The sequence below is a fragment of the Spirochaetota bacterium genome (assembly GCA_017999915.1).
Lineage (GTDB): Bacteria > Spirochaetota > UBA4802 > UBA4802 > UBA5550 > RBG-16-49-21.
In genome coordinates this window covers 240719-258050 of the sequence record JAGNKX010000008.1, presented here as the reverse complement: position 1 = coordinate 258050, position 17332 = coordinate 240719, and the positions used below count along the sequence as shown (strand labels likewise).

The 17332-nt window shown below is 54.4% G+C and carries 13 protein-coding genes; 7 read left to right on the top strand and 6 right to left on the bottom strand.

Annotation, left to right across the window (positions count from 1 at the left end; translation table 11 throughout):
- Positions 1–116 precede the first annotated feature (116 nt).
- The gene (locus KA369_13645; GenBank protein ID MBP7737016.1) at positions 117–371 is read left to right on the top strand and encodes a DUF3781 domain-containing protein; all 255 of its coding nucleotides are present in this window, start codon (positions 117–119) and stop codon (positions 369–371) included.
- A gap of 47 nt (positions 372–418) precedes the next feature.
- Here the strand turns inward: KA369_13645 and KA369_13640 are convergent, their stop codons facing one another.
- The 4 genes from KA369_13640 to KA369_13625 all read right to left on the bottom strand — a co-directional run bounded on the left by KA369_13640 (position 419) and on the right by KA369_13625 (position 7378).
- Entirely contained in the window at positions 419–1393 is a 975-nt protein-coding gene (locus tag KA369_13640) for a hypothetical protein (protein ID MBP7737015.1), read from the bottom strand.
- Between the two features lie 27 nt (positions 1394–1420).
- Entirely contained in the window at positions 1421–3028 is a 1608-nt protein-coding gene (locus tag KA369_13635) for an MBOAT family protein (GenBank protein MBP7737014.1), read from the bottom strand.
- Between the two features lie 298 nt (positions 3029–3326).
- Positions 3327–6128 carry a DEAD/DEAH box helicase family protein gene (locus KA369_13630; GenBank protein MBP7737013.1) on the bottom strand — a complete coding sequence of 934 codons (2802 nt, stop codon included), beginning with the start codon at positions 6126–6128 and terminating at the stop codon, positions 3327–3329.
- A gap of 209 nt (positions 6129–6337) precedes the next feature.
- Complete coding sequence (locus KA369_13625) at positions 6338–7378, bottom strand: alpha/beta hydrolase (protein ID MBP7737012.1); 1041 nt, start codon at positions 7376–7378, stop codon at positions 6338–6340.
- Positions 7379–7769: 391 nt separating this feature from the next.
- On the opposite strand from KA369_13625, the gene KA369_13620 reads away from it, so the two are divergent.
- The 6 genes from KA369_13620 (at position 7770) to KA369_13595 (ending at position 14415) form a co-directional block, all read left to right on the top strand.
- On the top strand, positions 7770–8369 hold the full coding sequence (locus KA369_13620) for a Crp/Fnr family transcriptional regulator (GenBank protein ID MBP7737011.1): 600 nt from the start codon (positions 7770–7772) through the stop codon (positions 8367–8369).
- Between the two features lie 154 nt (positions 8370–8523).
- Positions 8524–10026, top strand: a complete 1503-nt coding sequence (gene crtI, locus KA369_13615) for a phytoene desaturase (GenBank protein MBP7737010.1) — start codon at positions 8524–8526, stop codon at positions 10024–10026.
- Between the two features lie 645 nt (positions 10027–10671).
- Positions 10672–10968, top strand: a complete 297-nt coding sequence (locus tag KA369_13610; GenBank protein MBP7737009.1) for a BrnT family toxin — start codon at positions 10672–10674, stop codon at positions 10966–10968.
- Positions 10931–11197 (top strand): BrnA antitoxin family protein, encoded by a 267-nt coding sequence (locus tag KA369_13605; GenBank protein ID MBP7737008.1) that lies wholly within the window; start codon positions 10931–10933, stop codon positions 11195–11197. The genes KA369_13610 and KA369_13605 overlap by 38 nt, the downstream gene beginning before the upstream one ends.
- A 317-nt stretch (positions 11198–11514) precedes the next feature.
- Positions 11515–12003, top strand: a complete 489-nt coding sequence (locus tag KA369_13600; protein ID MBP7737007.1) for a hypothetical protein — start codon at positions 11515–11517, stop codon at positions 12001–12003.
- A gap of 12 nt (positions 12004–12015) precedes the next feature.
- On the top strand, positions 12016–14415 hold the full coding sequence (locus KA369_13595; GenBank protein ID MBP7737006.1) for an IPT/TIG domain-containing protein: 2400 nt from the start codon (positions 12016–12018) through the stop codon (positions 14413–14415).
- A 745-nt stretch (positions 14416–15160) separates the two neighbouring features.
- Here KA369_13595 and KA369_13590 read toward each other — a convergent pair.
- Complete coding sequence (locus KA369_13590) at positions 15161–16681, bottom strand: hypothetical protein (protein ID MBP7737005.1); 1521 nt, start codon at positions 16679–16681, stop codon at positions 15161–15163.
- Between the two features lie 411 nt (positions 16682–17092).
- Entirely contained in the window at positions 17093–17281 is a 189-nt protein-coding gene (locus KA369_13585) for a hypothetical protein (protein ID MBP7737004.1), read from the bottom strand.
- Positions 17282–17332: the final 51 nt, after the last annotated feature.

Genomic DNA, 17332 nt, shown 5'->3' with positions numbered 1-17332 from the left:
TCGATAATCTTATCAGCTTTCATAAAAGTCCTCCTCCTGACTGTTTTAAATGTGGTAATTTAATTTTCGTCAGTTAGAGGACTTTTTTATTGCATGAAAAATGTGCGAAAGATACTATACGTTATCAAGATGAGATTATAAAAAATATATGTTATACCGAACTTGTTTACGGAAGAATCAATAAGAAACTTGATGTTCAATTTTCAAAGAAACAAATTGAAGAATTCATTTATAAAATTTTAATAGAAACCGAAGAATGTTTCTTTTCAAAGAAAGGAAAGAACTTTTATATCGTAAATAAAGAGAATAATGTCAGAATAACTATAAATTCAAATACTTTTAGAATTATTACCGCAGACAGGATCATTTAGCAAGGCGCACAACAAACCATAGCCGCTGCGCTCTTCGCTAACTCTCCTCAGCGTGTGGGCGCCTTCGCCAGCACCGGGTCCGTCTTCAGGTCTTCCACCAACTGCTTCGTGCGCAGCTCCCGGCCCTCGCCGTTCATATGGAACTCGTTGTCGAAGAAATATTTCTGCGGATAGATGTAGTTCAATGGGCTGCCGATGACCTTCATGTGGACGCGCGCGCGTATATCCTTGTCAAGGCTCCGGAGCATCTGCTCCTGCTTCGGCCGGTCGTTCTCCAGGAGGGGCGAGTACGCCAGGTATATCTTGACACCCCGCGGCTCCCAGGTGGAGGCGAACCTGTTCAGGTAGGCGACGATGACATCGTTGACGCGCTCCGGCAGGAAGCGGGTCATGTTCATCTCCCTGGCCTGGGGAACGTACTTCGCTATGAAATCCATCCCCTTGAAATAATCCGATTTAAGGCCTATGTGGCCGATGTTGTCGCCGTATTCATTGAAGCCGGACCGCCGGTGGCCCACTCCCTCCTTGGTGGGAGAGAGAAGCCCCTTGAGGCGTCGCTGGAAGGTGAGGGGAATGTGGCCGATGAAAGGCATATAGTTCTCCCTGGAATAGTACTTGATGATCCAGGGCATGATGATGGTCACCTCTATGAGGGTGTTGTCGCCCGTGCCGATCCCCATGTAATGGGTGTAGTCGAGGGCGAAGACGACGATATCGTCCTTCTTGAGATAGGGCGTGATCTCGTCCATTATGTAGAGCAGGCCCAGGCCGCCGTGGAGGCCCATGTTGATCACATTGTAGCCGGTGGCCTTCTTGATCATGGCGCTGTCAAGGCCGAAGGCGAGGCTGGAATCGCCGACGAAGATCATCCGGGGCTGCGCCGTGGTCCGCATCAGCCGGTGCTTGTCCAGGAGGGTCATGAGGTACTTGTCCTGGTCGATCGGCTGCACATAGATGATCCCGAAGACCGTGGACAGGATGAGCGCGCTGAATATGAAGGCTTTGAGAATGAACTTTTTCATGTCTGAATCCCGCACCGGTCCTTTCGCTTAGAATTGGAAATATATGAATTGCGCCGTTTTCAGCATTCCGGCGAATATCGACATCACCATGAGGTAATAGAGCGCCCACCGAACGACGAGCGGCCGTTTCCGTATCATCTCCCTGATGCTGCCGCGGCTCTCCTGGATATAGTTCACGACGCAGAGGAAGACCACCAGCAGGAGCATGAAACCGAACTCCTGGAGGCCGAAGAATAGCGGCAACTGGATGAAATTGGTTCCCCAGAAATGGGTGAGCATGTACCAGCCGTCGGCCATGGTCTTCGCCCTGAAGTAGATGCCGCCGAAAACGAATAGATGGTAGGTGATGATGATCATCACGGCCTTCTTCAGGCCTTCGAGGAACCGGGGGAACATTTCTTTCCTGGTGCTCAGGACCGCCACCGGCAGCAGGAACAGGGCCGCGGCGCCCGCGCCTATCCTTCCGCCGAGTCCCATGCCGATGGTTTTGCCGAAACCGGCCGCGGCCGCGGCGACTGCGAAAAGGGCGAAGTAGACGGCCGGCGGCACCTTCGCCATGGTCCCGAAGAACGTCTCTCGAACGGCGCCGCGGATCTTCGCGGTGAGGCGGCTGATCACGATGAATATGCCGTTCAGGGCTCCCCAGACCACCAGGGGCCAGTTCGCCCCGTGCCAGAGGCCGCTCAGGGTGAAGACGATGACCGTGTTCAGGTGCCAGCGGAACTTGCTCCCCTTGTTCCCCCCCAGGGGGATGTACAGATAGTCCCTGAACCAGGTGATGAGGGAAATGTGCCACCGCCGCCACAGGTCGCCTATGGACGCGGCGAGAAAGGGCCGGCGGAAGTTGGGCATGAGCTCATACCCCATGACCTGGGCCGTGCCGATGGCGATGTCGGTGTAGCCGGAAAAATCCGCGTACACCAGGATGCCGTGTAGATAGATCGCCATCAGGACCGGGAGCCCGTCGAAATACTGCGGCTGGTTGAAAACCATGGCCACGTACTGCCCGATCCGGTCGGCGATGACGAGCTTCTGGAAAAAACCCCAGGCCATGAGGATCAGGCCGTTCACGACCCGCTCATAATCGAACTCGACTTTTTTATACAGCTGCGGCAGGAGCCGCGTGGACCGCTCGATGGGGCCGGAGAGAAGGGTCGGGAAGAAGCTCACGTACAGGGCGAACATGCCGAAATGGCGCTCCGGCTCCCTCGTGCCCCGGTACACGTCGACGGTGTAGGAAAGGGCCTGGAAGGTGTAGAAGGACAGGCCCACCGGCAGCAGGAGGTTGAGAACCGGCGGCGTATAGGTCCCGCCGAAGAAAGCCGTCAGGTCCCTGATACTGTTGTTGAAAAAGACGAAATACTTGAACATGAAGAGGATGCCCAGGTTGATCGCCACGCTCAGGGCGACGCAGAGCTTCCTGATCCGGTCAGTCCGGTTGTGCATCAGCAGGCCCGTGGCGTACACGACGATCGTTGTCGTCATGATGAGAATCGCGTACTTGGGGTCCCACCACATGTAGAAGAAGTAGCTGGCGATGAGGAGATAGATCCATTTAAACCGCTGGGGAACGACGAAAAAAATCGCCACCACGATTGTGAAGAAAACCAGATATTGAAAAGAAACCAGTGACATAGCTTATGCCGCACCCCGGTGAAAAAGATAACAAGCAATACAATAATTGATGTCTAATTGTCAATAAAAAAACATCAGCCGTGGGTCGGCGATCAATGGTAGCAGTCGTAAACTAGGGGGGCATGGGCCATCCCGCTCGTCCGCCTCGTATAACATCCATGTTGACTCGGCGGAATCGGCGACATCCGTGTCGCTGCTACTGCCAGGATGGCAGGAGTGTCGCGAAGGGCACGGATGCCCGTGAGCGACCTCGCCGGGATGGCTCCATGCCCCCCCTAAAATTATACTGCTACCGCGATCAATCCTGATAAGAGACAAGAATGCCGGCGCAGATGAGCTCCGCGTCGTGGTCTATGCCGAGGTATCCCTTGTACTTGAGAAGGAGTGAATCCCTGTCGTTCTTCGCTTTTTCAATGAGGTTTTTCGTGCGGGTGATGGTCCCCTTCAGGTTCCTGCCGTACCACTTGAACTGCGCCTCCAGGAGCTCGAGCTTTTCGGCGAGCTCCGCTATGCGGCGGTCGCAGGATTCCTTCACCTTTTCGATCTCCGGGTCGATGGTCACGTCCAGGCTCTGGCTCATCATCGCCTTGCGCGCCCCGATCTTTTCCTCGATCCTGGCGCGGGCCCCGGCAAAATAATAGTCGATAGCGGCCGCGTCTAATGCGGCATCTTCGGGATCGGGAACGGCGCCGGTGTTTTCCTGGAAGCAGAGCTCGGCCTCGATGGCCTCCAGCTCATGGGCCGGCACTTCTCCGTCCCGCGCCACCACGACCGGTATGATCTCCCTGGTGCGCGCCACCGACGCGAAGGTCACCAGGTAATAGAAGGCCATGCCGGTGAAGGGGACCGGGGAGCGCACCGCCTGGACGCCGGTGAAGCCCCCGAAGGCCGGGTCCTGGCACCGGGCCACCAGGCGATCGATGACGGGATGGCCGAAGGCGAGAAACTCCAGCTGCTCCCGGTCGAGGGCCAGGGCGCTGTCGAAGGTGCCGGAGTTCCAACCGTTCCCGCCGTCGCGGGCGACGCGGTAGAGGCCATCCCGGTCCCGTGCGAGGGAGGCGGCCGCCGTTTCATCGGCCTCCAGCAGGCGGTTCACGAAGCGCTCGATCCTCTCGTTGGAGAATTTCCGGTCCTTCAGGGTGACCCGGTAATACTCGTCGTAATTGAAATCGATGCGGTCCGCCACGGCGAGCTCGGAGATCTTCTCGTATCCCCGCCGCGCCAACTCCAGGCGCCGCTCCACCTCGTCGTCCACCGCGACGCTGCTGCGCAGGCCCGCCGCCATCTCCATGAAGAGGGACCCGAGCTTCAGCTCGTCCTCGATCTGCCCCAGGAGCACGTCCGGCGCGCCGATCGACTCCTCGAAGAGCCGGAGCTTCCGCTCCAGTATCTCCAGCACCCGCTCGGCCACGGTGTTCTTCGTGGAAAAGTTATAGATGTACACGTCGTCGGGCTGGCCGAAGCGGTGAAGCCTGCCGATGCGCTGCTCGATCTTCAGGGGAGACCAGGGCAGGTCGTAGTTGATGAGGATGTTGCAGAACTGCATGTTCCTCCCCTCGCCGCCCGCCTCGGTGCAGATAAGGATCTGGGCCTCGTCCCTGAAGCGCGCCATGGCGCGCTCCTTCTCGTCCCGGCTCAGGGAGCCGTGGAACAGCTCTACATCGTAGGCCTTCAGGAATTCCGCCAGGTAATCCTGGGTCGTCCTGAACTGGGTGAAGATGAGGAACTTCTTGAAGCCCTTTTTCCTGAGGGAGCGTATCAGGTCCGCGAGCTTTTCCGCCTTCTTGTTCATGGCGATCGCCCTCGAGAGCCCGACCAGGCGCTCCAGGGTGTCGGCCTCCAGGCGCATCTCGGCCACGGTGGTGCGCGACGTCATGCAGACCAGGTCGTCCACCTCCTCGGCGCAGTCGATCAGGTCCGGGTCGCCCAGGGCGGCGTCGCGGTCCAGGCGGCGCGACAGCTCCACCTTGTCGGCGAGCTCGCGGAGGCGGCGCATCCGGCGCTCCAGGGCGCACCCCAGGGCGTGGGTGGAGGAGTCGAGGAGCTTCTGGAAGATGGTCATGACGAAGCCCACGGCTCGGTTCTCGCTCTGCATGGCGCGGTTGAACTCCTCTGCCACGTACAGGGTGGTGGCGTCGTAGAGCTCCCGCTCGTCCGGGTAGAGCTCGAAGCGGACGGTGCGGGCGCATCGCCGAGTGAAGCCCCCCACCTCCTGCTTGGTGCGGCGTATCAGCACCGGCGCGATCTTCCCGCGGAGCGTCGAAAGGTCTGCGTTCTCGATGCAGTAGTCGTAGTAGTAGGACTGGAAGGGGCCCAGGATGTTCGGGTCAAGGAGCGCGATCAGGTAGTAGAGCTCCTCCAGGACTCCCCGGAAGGGCGTGGCGGTGAGGAGGAGGAGCGCCTTCGTGCGCTCGGCGATGACCTGGGCCGCCTCGTAGGCGAGGGTGGCGCGCTTCGAGTCCCGCCGGAGGCGGTGGGCCTCGTCGAAGATAACGGCGTCCCAGGAAACGTTCTGCAGCTCTTTCAGATAGCGGTGGTTCTTGACGAAGTCGAGGGAGCAGATGATCTTGTCGTGGGCTTCCCAGGCGCTGCCGGCGCGCCGTTCCCGGCTTGTCCGCTTCAGCTCCCTCCGGTCCATGATGACGAAGCGGTCGTTGAACTTGCTCTGCATCTCGCTCTGCCACTGGCACATGAGAGAGGCCGGGCACACGATGAGCATGCGCCGGTACCGGTACCGGTACTCGAGCTCCTTGATGATGAGGCCCGCCTCGATGGTCTTGCCCAGGCCCACCTCGTCGGCGATGAGAAAGCGCTGGTTCAGGGCGCTCAGGACCCGGTGGGTGCTCTCCACCTGGTGGGCCAGGATCCGGGTGCGCGAATTGGACAATGACAGTATCTTGTTGTGGGAATAGGCAAGCTGGAGGGAAAAGGCCTCGAGGCGGAGAAGGTAATTCATGTTGAAGACAGGGGACCCGCTTTCGAGGAGACCGCGGACCAGGTCCTCTCCGGACATGCCGTCCTGTTCATCATCCGCGGCCGGAGCGCGATAGGCAAATAGGTCGGCCTCGTCCCTGGCCTCTTCTGAAAATATATCATCCATGCAATCAGTTCCCCGTTCGAGCCGGTCCATGTTCCAAGAATTTTTTTGGATTACCGCGTTAAAAAATCCCCCCGTGCCCCAAGGGGGGATAGATTAAAAAATTATCAAAAGGAGGTATCAAAATATAGCTAATGAGACATAATAAGCTGCTTTCAAAATAAATGCAAGCATTTTTTATAAAAAATGTGATCGGGGGGATTTTGTGTTTATCAATTTTTTAAAAAATTGATGATTTTACTATTCACAACATCAGTATGTGTAAACATCAAATCATGACCGGTATTTGAAAGCAATACAGTTTTAATCATTGGATTAATTCTATTGAGTTGATTGATGGTATTCTCCGCATTGAAAGCAGTCTCATGGTTTCCGGCTAAAAAAAGAACGGGCATTTTTAATGATTTCAGTTCTGAAATCGTCAGGACAACAGGATTAACAGGCTGTTTGAATTTGAAGCTTTTCAAAGATAGTTGGTAATAATCTATTCTTTCCTCGACCAATTGACGTCCATATTCACCCATTCGTGCAAGATCAGCCCATGCCCAGTACATTATCCGCGCTTTGAAATGGCGAACCGGTATTAATGTAAAGAGCATCCGACGTATATATTCAGCGGGCAATGGTGAGATGAAATATACTGGAGCAATAAGTACAACATGATTAAGCCTTTCCGGGTGATGGAGTGCATACTGACTTGCGACCCAACCGCCATAAGAATACCCTATTAATCCGATGCTATTGCCAAGACCAAGAGTATCGAAAAACTCGTTGAGCCAATCTGAATAATCCTTTCCACTTTTTAATTCTTGTAAATAAATACTCCTGCCATAATCATAGATATTATCCAGCGCATAGGTCCGGTAATATTGCGATAAAGCTCTAATATTTGCATGCCAGATAAATGAATTGGTTCCACCTCCCGGTATTAAAACCAAAGGGGGCGCGTTGGTTGGACCGCTAATTCTTACAAATGTCTTCCCAAAGGAAGTATGCACTAATCTTTCTTCTGAATTAATAGGCCATCTTTTCGCCATTTTTTTTTCAAAAGAAAAATAGTGCGTCTTTGCTTTTTCTGAACGAAAGGGGTGAAAACCGTTTATTTCCATTGGCCCTGGGCCGGAAAATTGCGCAAAGTAAATCCATGCTATTAATGCAATAAAAAATATAACCAATATACCTATTGATGAAAGAAGGTATTTAAATATTCGATAGCCCAAGGAACTATTTTTTGATGAATGTTTATTATCCATATTTACCGTAATCAGGCTAATGTCGTATTTAAGATACATTCGATAATATAGGCAATATATCCGCTTAAAAAGAAGCCTGTTTAATCATAATATTATTGTGACTATTCAGCACAGGCAGGCATGAGTCAATCCCGATTCCTTTGTAAGATTAAAAGGTATCGGGATTATTCGAGGCGGACGAGCGGGATGGCCCCCCTGATTTACTACTGCCACCAATTTCGTTACCCTATCGGAAAGAAAATAATGTTGACTGATGTATCCCTGTTTCATAATTTTTATGAAATGGAAAAAATTGCTTTTACCCCTGGGGGCGGAAAAGCCGCGATTTTAGCGGCGCACAAATTTTAAAAAGGCCCCAGCAAGGGGAGGCTGAACGGACCGGGTTACACGAATGGCCAGCGACAAGGAAATATGCCTGAGAAGGCTCCGGAACAGACTCCAGGAGTCCGTGTCCATCCCCGACGCCGAATGGGAATACGCGAAAACGCACTTCCACGCCGAGACCTACCCGAAACACTCATACCTGGTAAAGGCGGGCGAGAAATCCGACAAGGTGTTCTCGCTGTCAAAAGGCCTCGTACGATATTTCTACATCACCGACTCCGGCAAGGAATTCAACAAGTACTTCGTGACCGACAACGGCTTCTTCGGCTCGTTCAGCTCGCTCTTTCTCGACATGCCGTGCGGATTCTTCATCCAGGCCCTGGAGGACACCGAGGTGCTGGCCATAACCAGGGCGTCCATGGAAGAGATGTACGCGCGGCACATCTGCTGGGAACGGGTGGGACGCCTGAGCGCAATGTCGTTCATCTGCCACATGGAGCTCAGGGAAAAGGAATTCCTCCTCGATCCGCTCGAGGTCCGTTACACCCGCCTGATCCGTGAGCACCCGGATCTCATCGACAGGATCCCGCAGTATCACATAGCCTCGTATCTCGGCGTGACCAACGTCGCCCTCTCGCGCATGCGCAAAAAAAACAGGCTCCTCTGAGTCTCGGTATTTTCCGATAAAAAACCGCCCCATTAACCAGGGTTAATTACAGCCCGCGGCGCATCCATTATAATTGGAATATAACGGCCGGTTTTCACCCGATCCTAAACGGGACCGCCGTTAAGGAAATACATTACGCTGCAAGGAGCAGACCATGAATGATTATGATGTTATCGTTATCGGTGCGGGCTGCGGAGGGTTGGGCGCGGGGGCCCTGCTGGCCCACCATGGACGCAGGGTTCTTGTCGTGGAGCAGAGCGAGCGTGTCGGAGGATGCTGTTCGACCTTTGAGAAGCAGGGATACAAAATTGACCTGGGCGCCTCGATCATAGAATTCCCGCAGGTGATCGACTGGTGTTTCCAGAGGATGGGAACGACGTTCGCGAAGGAGGTGGACCTGGTGGCCGTGGACCCGGTTTTTTCCGCGATCCTCCACGACGGCACCAGGGTCAGCTATCCCATCTCCCTGGAAGGCACGGCGAGGGAGATCGGAAGAATAGCCCCGGGGGACGTAAAGGGCTGGGAGCGGTATTCGAAGAAAATGCAGTACTTTCTCGACGCGGCGCTCAAGGGATTCTTCGTCAGCCCCGCGACGAACCTGGCGGACGTCGTCAGGCTTTTCGCCCGGACGCCGGCGCTCTTGAAATACAACAGCATGTTTTTCGGCAGTTACGAGGGCATCATCAGAAAATATTTCAAGGATGAGAAGGTCGTCGAATCGCTTTCCTTCCACAGCTTTTACGCAGGTCTGCCCCCAGCGCTCCTCCCCGGGCATTTCTCCATGATACCCTACGCCGAACACGGCGGCATATATTACGCGAAGGGCGGCATGATCGGCATCCCGAAGGGTTTCCAGAAATGCGGTGAACGGTCGGGGATGAAGGTCAAACTCAACGCCCCGGTCAGGAAGATCCTGATCGAAAATAAAAGGGTGAAAGGAGTCCTTCTCGAGGATGGCACCGAGATCACCGCGGGCATCGTCGTTTCCAACATCAACGCGAAAAAGATGTACCTGGAGATGGTGGGCGAGGAACACCTGCCGTGGCTCGCGAAGGTCGGCCTGAAGAGCTACACCTATTCCATGGCGACGCCGATGCTTTATCTCTGTCTCGATTACCGGCCGCCGCTCGAGGACCATCACACCCTGATGACACTGCCCATGGACAGGGTCAACGCGTATTGGAACGACCACTACCTGAAAGGCTCTTTCCCGAGGGAGCAGTTCGGCATACTGAGCTGGACAACGAAGTCCGACCCCTCGCTCGCGCCGAAGGGCCACCACATCATCGCGGTCACGCTTGCCCCGGGAGTCTACCGCCTGAACGGAGCGGGATGGGAGTCGAGCAGGGAGAGGTTGAAGGAGAGCATTATCGATTACCTCGCCGAAACCTATCTCCCCGGCCTCAGGGAGCATGTGGTACTGGCCGAGCTTTCCACTCCGGTCGACTTCGAGAAGCGCCTGCGCTCGCCCGAGGGCGCGATCTACGCGCTGCGGCAGGACCTTCCGCATTCGATGATGTTCCGGCCCTCTGCCAGATCGCGGCACGTCGGAGGCCTCTACCTCACCGGGGCTTCAACGCATCCTGGCGGCGGGGTCCCGACCGTCACGGCGTCCGCGATGATAGCGGCCGACCTGATCGAAAAATACGAGAAATAGGGAGGAATCTGAAATGAATATTGCCTTGATAGTTACGGGTGTTGTCGTCCTGTTGCTGCTTTTCGCGCTCAGGAAGAAGAGCAGGAGATCCTTCGCGTGGAACCTCCTGCGACAGGTCGTGTATCTGATCCCGCGATATTTCGTATGACGCAACCGGCCCATGCCGGCATTGCTTCCCGGACCGAGGGCCCCTCGGCCCGCCGCCGATACATGGAAGACGATGCCGGCACATGGGGCCGTCGCACGATGAACGGAGTCAGGGATAAAAAGACGAATCAGCATCACCGCCCGGTGTGACCTCAACAACGGGATGAACGCCATGGGAGGGTCATAGCAGCGGCGTAAGCATTCCGCACCTCCACCTCCACGTGGTTCCCCGTTATAACAATGAGGCGGGATTCATGGATGTCCTGTCAGGGACCCGACTCGTAGTGGCGGACCCGGCCCGAAAAAGGTCCTTTTACTGTCAGCGCCCAGGGTGATACAATGGTTTTTATCTTCACCGGTCCGGGAGATGTTAGGAGTAATTTCAACACAAAAAATTCAACACACCATGATATGTGCCGGGAAGGTTGGCTGGTTCGCATTCCTTAAATATAACCGCAAATGTATTGACAAAATGTATATACATAATTATATTATAGTATGGATTTCGAATGGGATGCCGGAAAAAGCAGGCGCAATTATGTGAAGCATGGGATACGGTTTGAAGATGCATCCCTGATATTCAGCGGTATTGTATTAACGGCGGTTGATAAAAGGCATGATTACGGTGAGGAAAGAAGGATCAGCATCGGCGCCATAGGGGATATTATCGTAATCGTTGTGGTGCATACCAACCGGAGCGGAAAAATCCGGATTATATCCGCCCGGCGGGCGAATAAGAAGGAAAGGAGCAGCTACCATGAATTCTGTAAAAATATCAAAAAAAAGAATAGATAACCTGAAAAAGCTGGCTGACGCGCCGGATAGCACGATCGATTATTCCGATATCCCTGAACTGGACAAGGATTTTTGGAAAAATGCAGTGATAGAATTCCCTAAAAAGAAAAAATCGGTCAGTATCCGTCTGGATCAGGACGTGATTGCCTGGTATAAATCTCATTACAGGGAATACCAGACGGCGATCAACGCGGTATTGAAATCATTCATGAAAGCACGGGATAAATAATCCGCAATAAATCCTTCATAACGTGACCACCTCCTTATGGGCGAAAGTTCATCCAGGAAAATAGAAAATTCCATCTGAATGGTATTTTTTTTTGACTTGAGCCATTTCCTTATTTAAATTAAAATCGGTATGCGTCAACAGGGAGCGGTGTTCAAGAGTTTCTTGAGCACCGAGAAGCTATCAATTTCTTTGGAGCAGGAACAATGACTTCGATTCCAGGGGAAAACCTCACCATTCGTCGCGAAAATTGCATAAATATTAATCCATCCCGCAAAACTGCAAAGTCTCTCGCGTCCGTTCTTGTCGTGATGGTATTCATGGCAACTTCCGCCGGATGCACCAGATGCAGCAGCAGCGGCAACAACCGTCTCAAAGAACTCATCTTAATGCTTTTCTGGCTGCATCCTGAAAAGCAATACCAATGGACCTGCGAGTCACCGCTACCGCAGAAGAATAATCTGTTCGGCATCGCGGCCGTGAGCGATACCAATGTTTGGGCGGTGGGAGGCTCCTTTATGGGGGGCGCCGACGGCGTCATTGTCCACTTCGACGGAAACACCTGGAGCCAGAAAGCCTCCGAACTGCCCCACGCCCTCTTCGCGATCGCGGCAGCGGGCGCCGACAACGTGTGGGTTGTAGGGGCCAACGGGACCATCCTGCATTATAACGGCTCGGCCTGGCATGCCCAGGCATCGGGGACCACCCAGTGGCTCTATGGCGTGTCAGCACTCGATGCCAACCATGTCTGGGCGGTCGGGTTCGGCGGCACCATCCTTTTCTACAATGGCTCATCCTGGACCCCCTAGGTCTCAGGGACCGTGAACCGCCTGAACGGCGTCAGCGCCCTGGACGCGACGCACGTGTGGGCCGTGGGGGACAACGGAACGATCCTCTTTTTCAACGGCACGTCCTGGAGCCCGCAGGATTCCGGCAGCACATGCCATCTGCACGGGATTTCGGCCCGCACGGCGACCGACGCCTGGGCCGTCGGCTTCAGGAGCACGGTACTGCATTATAACGGAACCGACTGGAGCCCGGTTGACGCTACGACGATTGGAGGGACACCCCATCCGGACGAATCGCTGACCAGCGTCTGCGCGCTGGGCGCGCAGGATGTATGGGTCACCAGCTTGAGCTTTTTTACCTCATTACTGCATTACAACGGCACTGGGTGGGCAAAGATAACGTCAAAAAGCGATACGTTTTACAGCGCTGCGGGTATCAATGGCGACAAAATCTGGGCCGTCGGTCAGAACGGTAAAATTAATTTTTACAACGGCAGCGTATCGTCCCTTCAATCGCAGTCTGTAAAGGAAATCAGGGCTATTTCCTCAAGCGACGCGGATAATACCTGGGCGGTGGGAAGCGCGGGGACGATCCTGCATTACAACGGCGCGGATTGGGCCGCCCAGACCTCGGGTGTGACGACCGACCTTTACGGCGTGAGCGCATTGAATGCCGACCGGGCCTGGGCCGTGGGAAAAATAAGCACGATCCTCCGATGGGACGGTCTCAATTGGTCGACCCAGGAATCCCACCTGCTGGAAGATACCAAACTGATGGCGGTTGCCGCCCTGGATGAGAACCAGGTGTGGGCCGTGGGTGAAAACGGCGTCATTCTCAAATATAACGGCCTGGACTGGAACCTGCAGGATTCGGGAACCGCCCTGTGGTTGTTCGGGGTTACGGCACGGGACAGCGGCAACGTATGGGCGGTCGGCGAAGGGGGGACGATCCTCCGGTACGACGGAGCCGTCTGGTGCCCCTCTGAGTCAGGGACGTACAACTCGCTCTATGCGGTCTCTTCCACGGAGGACGGTCAGGCTTGGGCCGTGGGGGCCAACGGCACCGTGGTCAGATGGGACGGGTCCGCCTGGAGCATGCAGGACTCCGGCACCATGAAGAGCCTCCGTGCGGTATACGCGATCGGCCCCAACGACGTCTGGGCCGCGGGGGGCGACGGGGCACTGCTTCACTGGGACGGCACGGCCTGGCGGTCAAAACCCTATGGCCATCATGACAATTCCTGGTATTACGGCGTGTCCGCGTCGGATACGAACAACGTGGTGGCGGTCGGATCGGTATCTTTTTCGATGGGGTTGATACTGCGGCATAAGACCCCAACCGTCGCCTCAACCCTGGGCGATGAGATGCCGAATGTTTCCGAAGCGTCGGTGGATGCCTACCTGCCGGCTTCGCTCAGACCGGGAGCAAGCCTGCCCCCCGGCCGGGTTGACCTGTCATCGGAGCTTCCCCCGGTTCAAAATCAGACTATGGACTTTTATCCGGGCAGCTCTATGTGCGGTAATTTCTCCGCCGGGTACTACCTGTTCACTCAATGGGTGAAACACTTTAAACGGCTGGATTGGGACCTCACCAAACCCGAACACTGGATGAGCGCCATGTTCATGTTTTTCATAGGTGGCGGGGGAAATCAGGGTAACGTGAAGGCCGCACTGACGACCAACGGGGGTGTTGATATGACCGAGGTCCCGTTCAATCCGGAGGGCTATGGGCCTGAGGCCCCCAGCGACGCCCAGAGAGAAGCGGCCATGGCGTTTAAGGTCCAGGACTATGTCGCCGTATGGGACAACGGGGCGGCAATGCCTCCGTATGCGGGAAACGATATCGAGGCTGCCAAGGCCCGCCTGGCAAGCGGGTATGTGCTGTGCGTCGAGATCGGGACCCAGTCGGGCGATTTTCCGGACAATCAGTTGAACCCGCCTTCGTTGTACTACGATCCGGTCCTGGCACCCTACAATATAAATCACTTTGCGGTTCTGTGCGGCTATGACGATAACATCAATCCCTCGGGAGCGGACGCGGACCACCGGGGAGGGTTCCTGCTGGTGAACATGTGGGGAGACGCCTGGAACGGCCCTATGCACGGGTACCTGTGGGTCAGTTATGCATGGGTAAAACATTGCGTGAGCACCTGTTACTACATCCTCGGGGACGGACCGAACGGGCCGGCCATCTCCGGTTGCAGCACTACGAGCGCGGCCGTGGGCGATTCCGTCACCATCAGCGGGAGCGGCTTTGGTTGTCTGCGAAGGAAGGCAAAGGTAAAATTTAACGGCACACCGGCGCAATGCACCAGCTTCAAAAACAATTCTATCATTGTTACCGTACCGAGCGGCGCTACGTCCGGCCCTCTTATCGTTTACGACTATGAAGGAACGGCCAGCAACCAGATTTCCTTTGATGTACTTCATTAGAGAATCTGCTCTGTAGCGGCTATCGTCGACGGTTGTCGAGAGAGAATCTCAACAAGAGGTATTACAACTACAGCGGCATCGAAAGATTTTACCTGCCGGGTGAAGCAGGATGTTGACCTTGAATGCTGCGGAATGAAGATTGTCGGTAAGCCGTGTGCGGGAAAACCGCATGCACGGATTGTTGAGGCAGGAGATGTAAACCGGGGTAATACCAACGACGCCATCTCCTGGCCCTACTCTCCAGGGTTTGATCTGGAATTTAAGCAAATTCCTGGATAGTTAATTTCCAGGATTTTCCGGGGTGCAGGGGCGAAGCCCCTGCATAAGCCCCCCCTCCTACTGCACCTTTTCCAGCGGCGTGTACTTCTCCAGGAAGGTCTTGCTTGACCGGCGCTGGGACCCCGCATGTGGATACGGTCAAAGGCAGTTCGTTCATTATATAGGAAACTCTGTCCAGATCGGTAATGGTACAAGAGACACAATAGGTCTTATCTGAAGCATAAAAGGAATATATCAACAGGAAAACCGCTGGACATGGTGCTTGAAATTTACTTTCCGGTCCCAGTCCGTAAAACCCCACTTGCCGTTCAGCTCAAATCCGGCGAGACCTTCGCAGTACATGGCGGCGTCCTGAACCTGGCTGATATCTATCCGGGTCTGCCGGGCGCACGTTGCCGGGAATACCAGAGCTAGACTTAGTATTATACGATATGCGTTTCATGTTGCCTCTCAATCGTTGACAAAGCTACGGCAGCGTAAGCGTTATCTCCTCGAAGCTGGTTTTCAGATTCGCACAGCTCGGAAGCGGCGCCATGTAGGGCGCGAAATAGACCTGGAGCTTCATAGCGCCGGTGCCGTCGTCCGGTTGGAAGATCATGATCTGCTGCGTGTCTGAATTGTACACATCGCCGAACATGTAGTTGCCGGGTCCCGTGCAATCGGTCCAGTCGTCGGTGGCCGGGTTTTTCGTTGTGTTGGACTGGATGATGATGTCCTTAACGTCCTCGACAGTGAACGGCGTCCCTCCCGGACCGCCCTTTGCAATGAACTGGGTTTTGATTGCGAGTATCCTCGCAAAATTAAATATATAGGGAATGATCATCATATTGTCAAAATAGTAGTTTGGCGAAAGGTCAACGTCTTTGAGAAACCCGTTCACCACGGGGAGGTAGCCGTCCGATCCGCTCGCATGGTACCAATAGTCGTAATTCAGGCTCGCCAGCATGCCGAGCCTGGTGCGGTCCGCGCTTGCCCGTACGTCCTGGTGCTTTGGAAAACCGGACACGTTGTCATTCGTGACGAAATTCTCAACTACCAGCGCCTTAGTCGCGTCTCCTGTAAAAATGAGATGGTTGTACGCGTAGGGCGAGATGCCGCCGTTGTCGGTGTAGTGCCCGTCCTTGTTGCTCATGTAATCGGCGATGTCGTCCACGCTCGTCATTGTCTCGAGACAGCTCCTGAGATCGTACAGGTATGAGCGCGGGTTGGCCGGAGTGCCGTAGTGGGCGAGGGTGGAGGAATCTAGAATTGCGGCGTAGATCTTTGATCTGTTGATGCCGGAGACGACCGACATCACGCCAAGGTAGCCGATCGAGTAAAAGGTCTTCGAGCCGTTGATATATTTGACGATAGCATGCATCTTGTTGAGCTGATTGGCCGAACCGCCCTCCCACTCTAGGGTGCGGTACAGGATCGATTTGCCCGTCGCCGAATGGGACGCGTCCACACCGAAGGCGTTGCAGGCGAATGGCCTCACGACGTCCGGAAGAAGGCTGATAGTGTAGGCTAAATACGTATGATCCAGGATGTCGTCCGCATCGTAGCCTACATCGGAGAGGGTTTCGGCGAAGCCCTCGATCTCGTCCCGGTATGCCTGCGGGAGCTGCGGTCTTATGGCATCAATCCGGGTTTTTATCATGGCGTAGGTGACGGTCCACGACTCGATCTCCTTCGTCGCTTCAATCAGTTCATGCAGATATGAGCGGAGCATCAATTCATAATCCGGAATATATCTCCTGATCGCCCATCCATACTGCGTGCCGATTTCCCGGGGCGTCCTGCCCACGGTATAGTTCAACGTGACGCTATAATATTTCCGCACGCCGGAGTCATTGACAATGATGGTCACCGCGTCGCTATTGTGCGTCGGATTGATGAACAGCCACCAGTATTTTTTCACTTTTTCGGAAAGCGATGTTTCTGTGTCGCACGACTGCGCTGTAATCGCCATTAGGATAACGATTAATAAAATTCTCCTGTTTTTCATGGAAGTTCTCCGGTATGTTGTGGAATTAGCAGCACGTTCATTGATTGGATAATATGCTCGCTCTGAGATGAAATACGTCGCATATAGACTTGTTGCAATTTTCAATATCTCAAACGCTGTAAACCAGTGGAAGCTTGAAAACGATCCCGTGCAGTTTTTAATGCCTGCGGATATCTGCTTCGCAACAAGTCTCATGAATCTTAATTAATATATAATAATAAAGATTGTTATTAAATAGCCGTAATGATGAAACTTATGTAGTATCTGCGGCATTACAGCTGTCGGAAAAATTCCTACTGGAATGCATCCCGGCATCGGCCGGGGCGTATGCATCGGCTCCGAATATCCGGGATTTTAAGGAAATTTAATATGCAGATTTGTATTTACAGTGCTTTTCAGGAGCTCTTTCCATTACACGCCCGCGGCGGCTGTGATCAGGTCTTCGCAGGTGATATGCTTTTTGAAGAGCCCCTTTGTCACCGGGCCCGGCAGGGTGAATGTGACGCAGAAGTGAGAAAGCGTTGGGGAGTCAATCTTATCTACCGGCTGGCGAATTGCTTGGAATATATTTTCCTGAACTCGCGCCAGTGCCTCTGCCATACGCTTTTATACGCCGACTGCCTGTCCATGCCGGGCCGGTAGGGCGGCGCG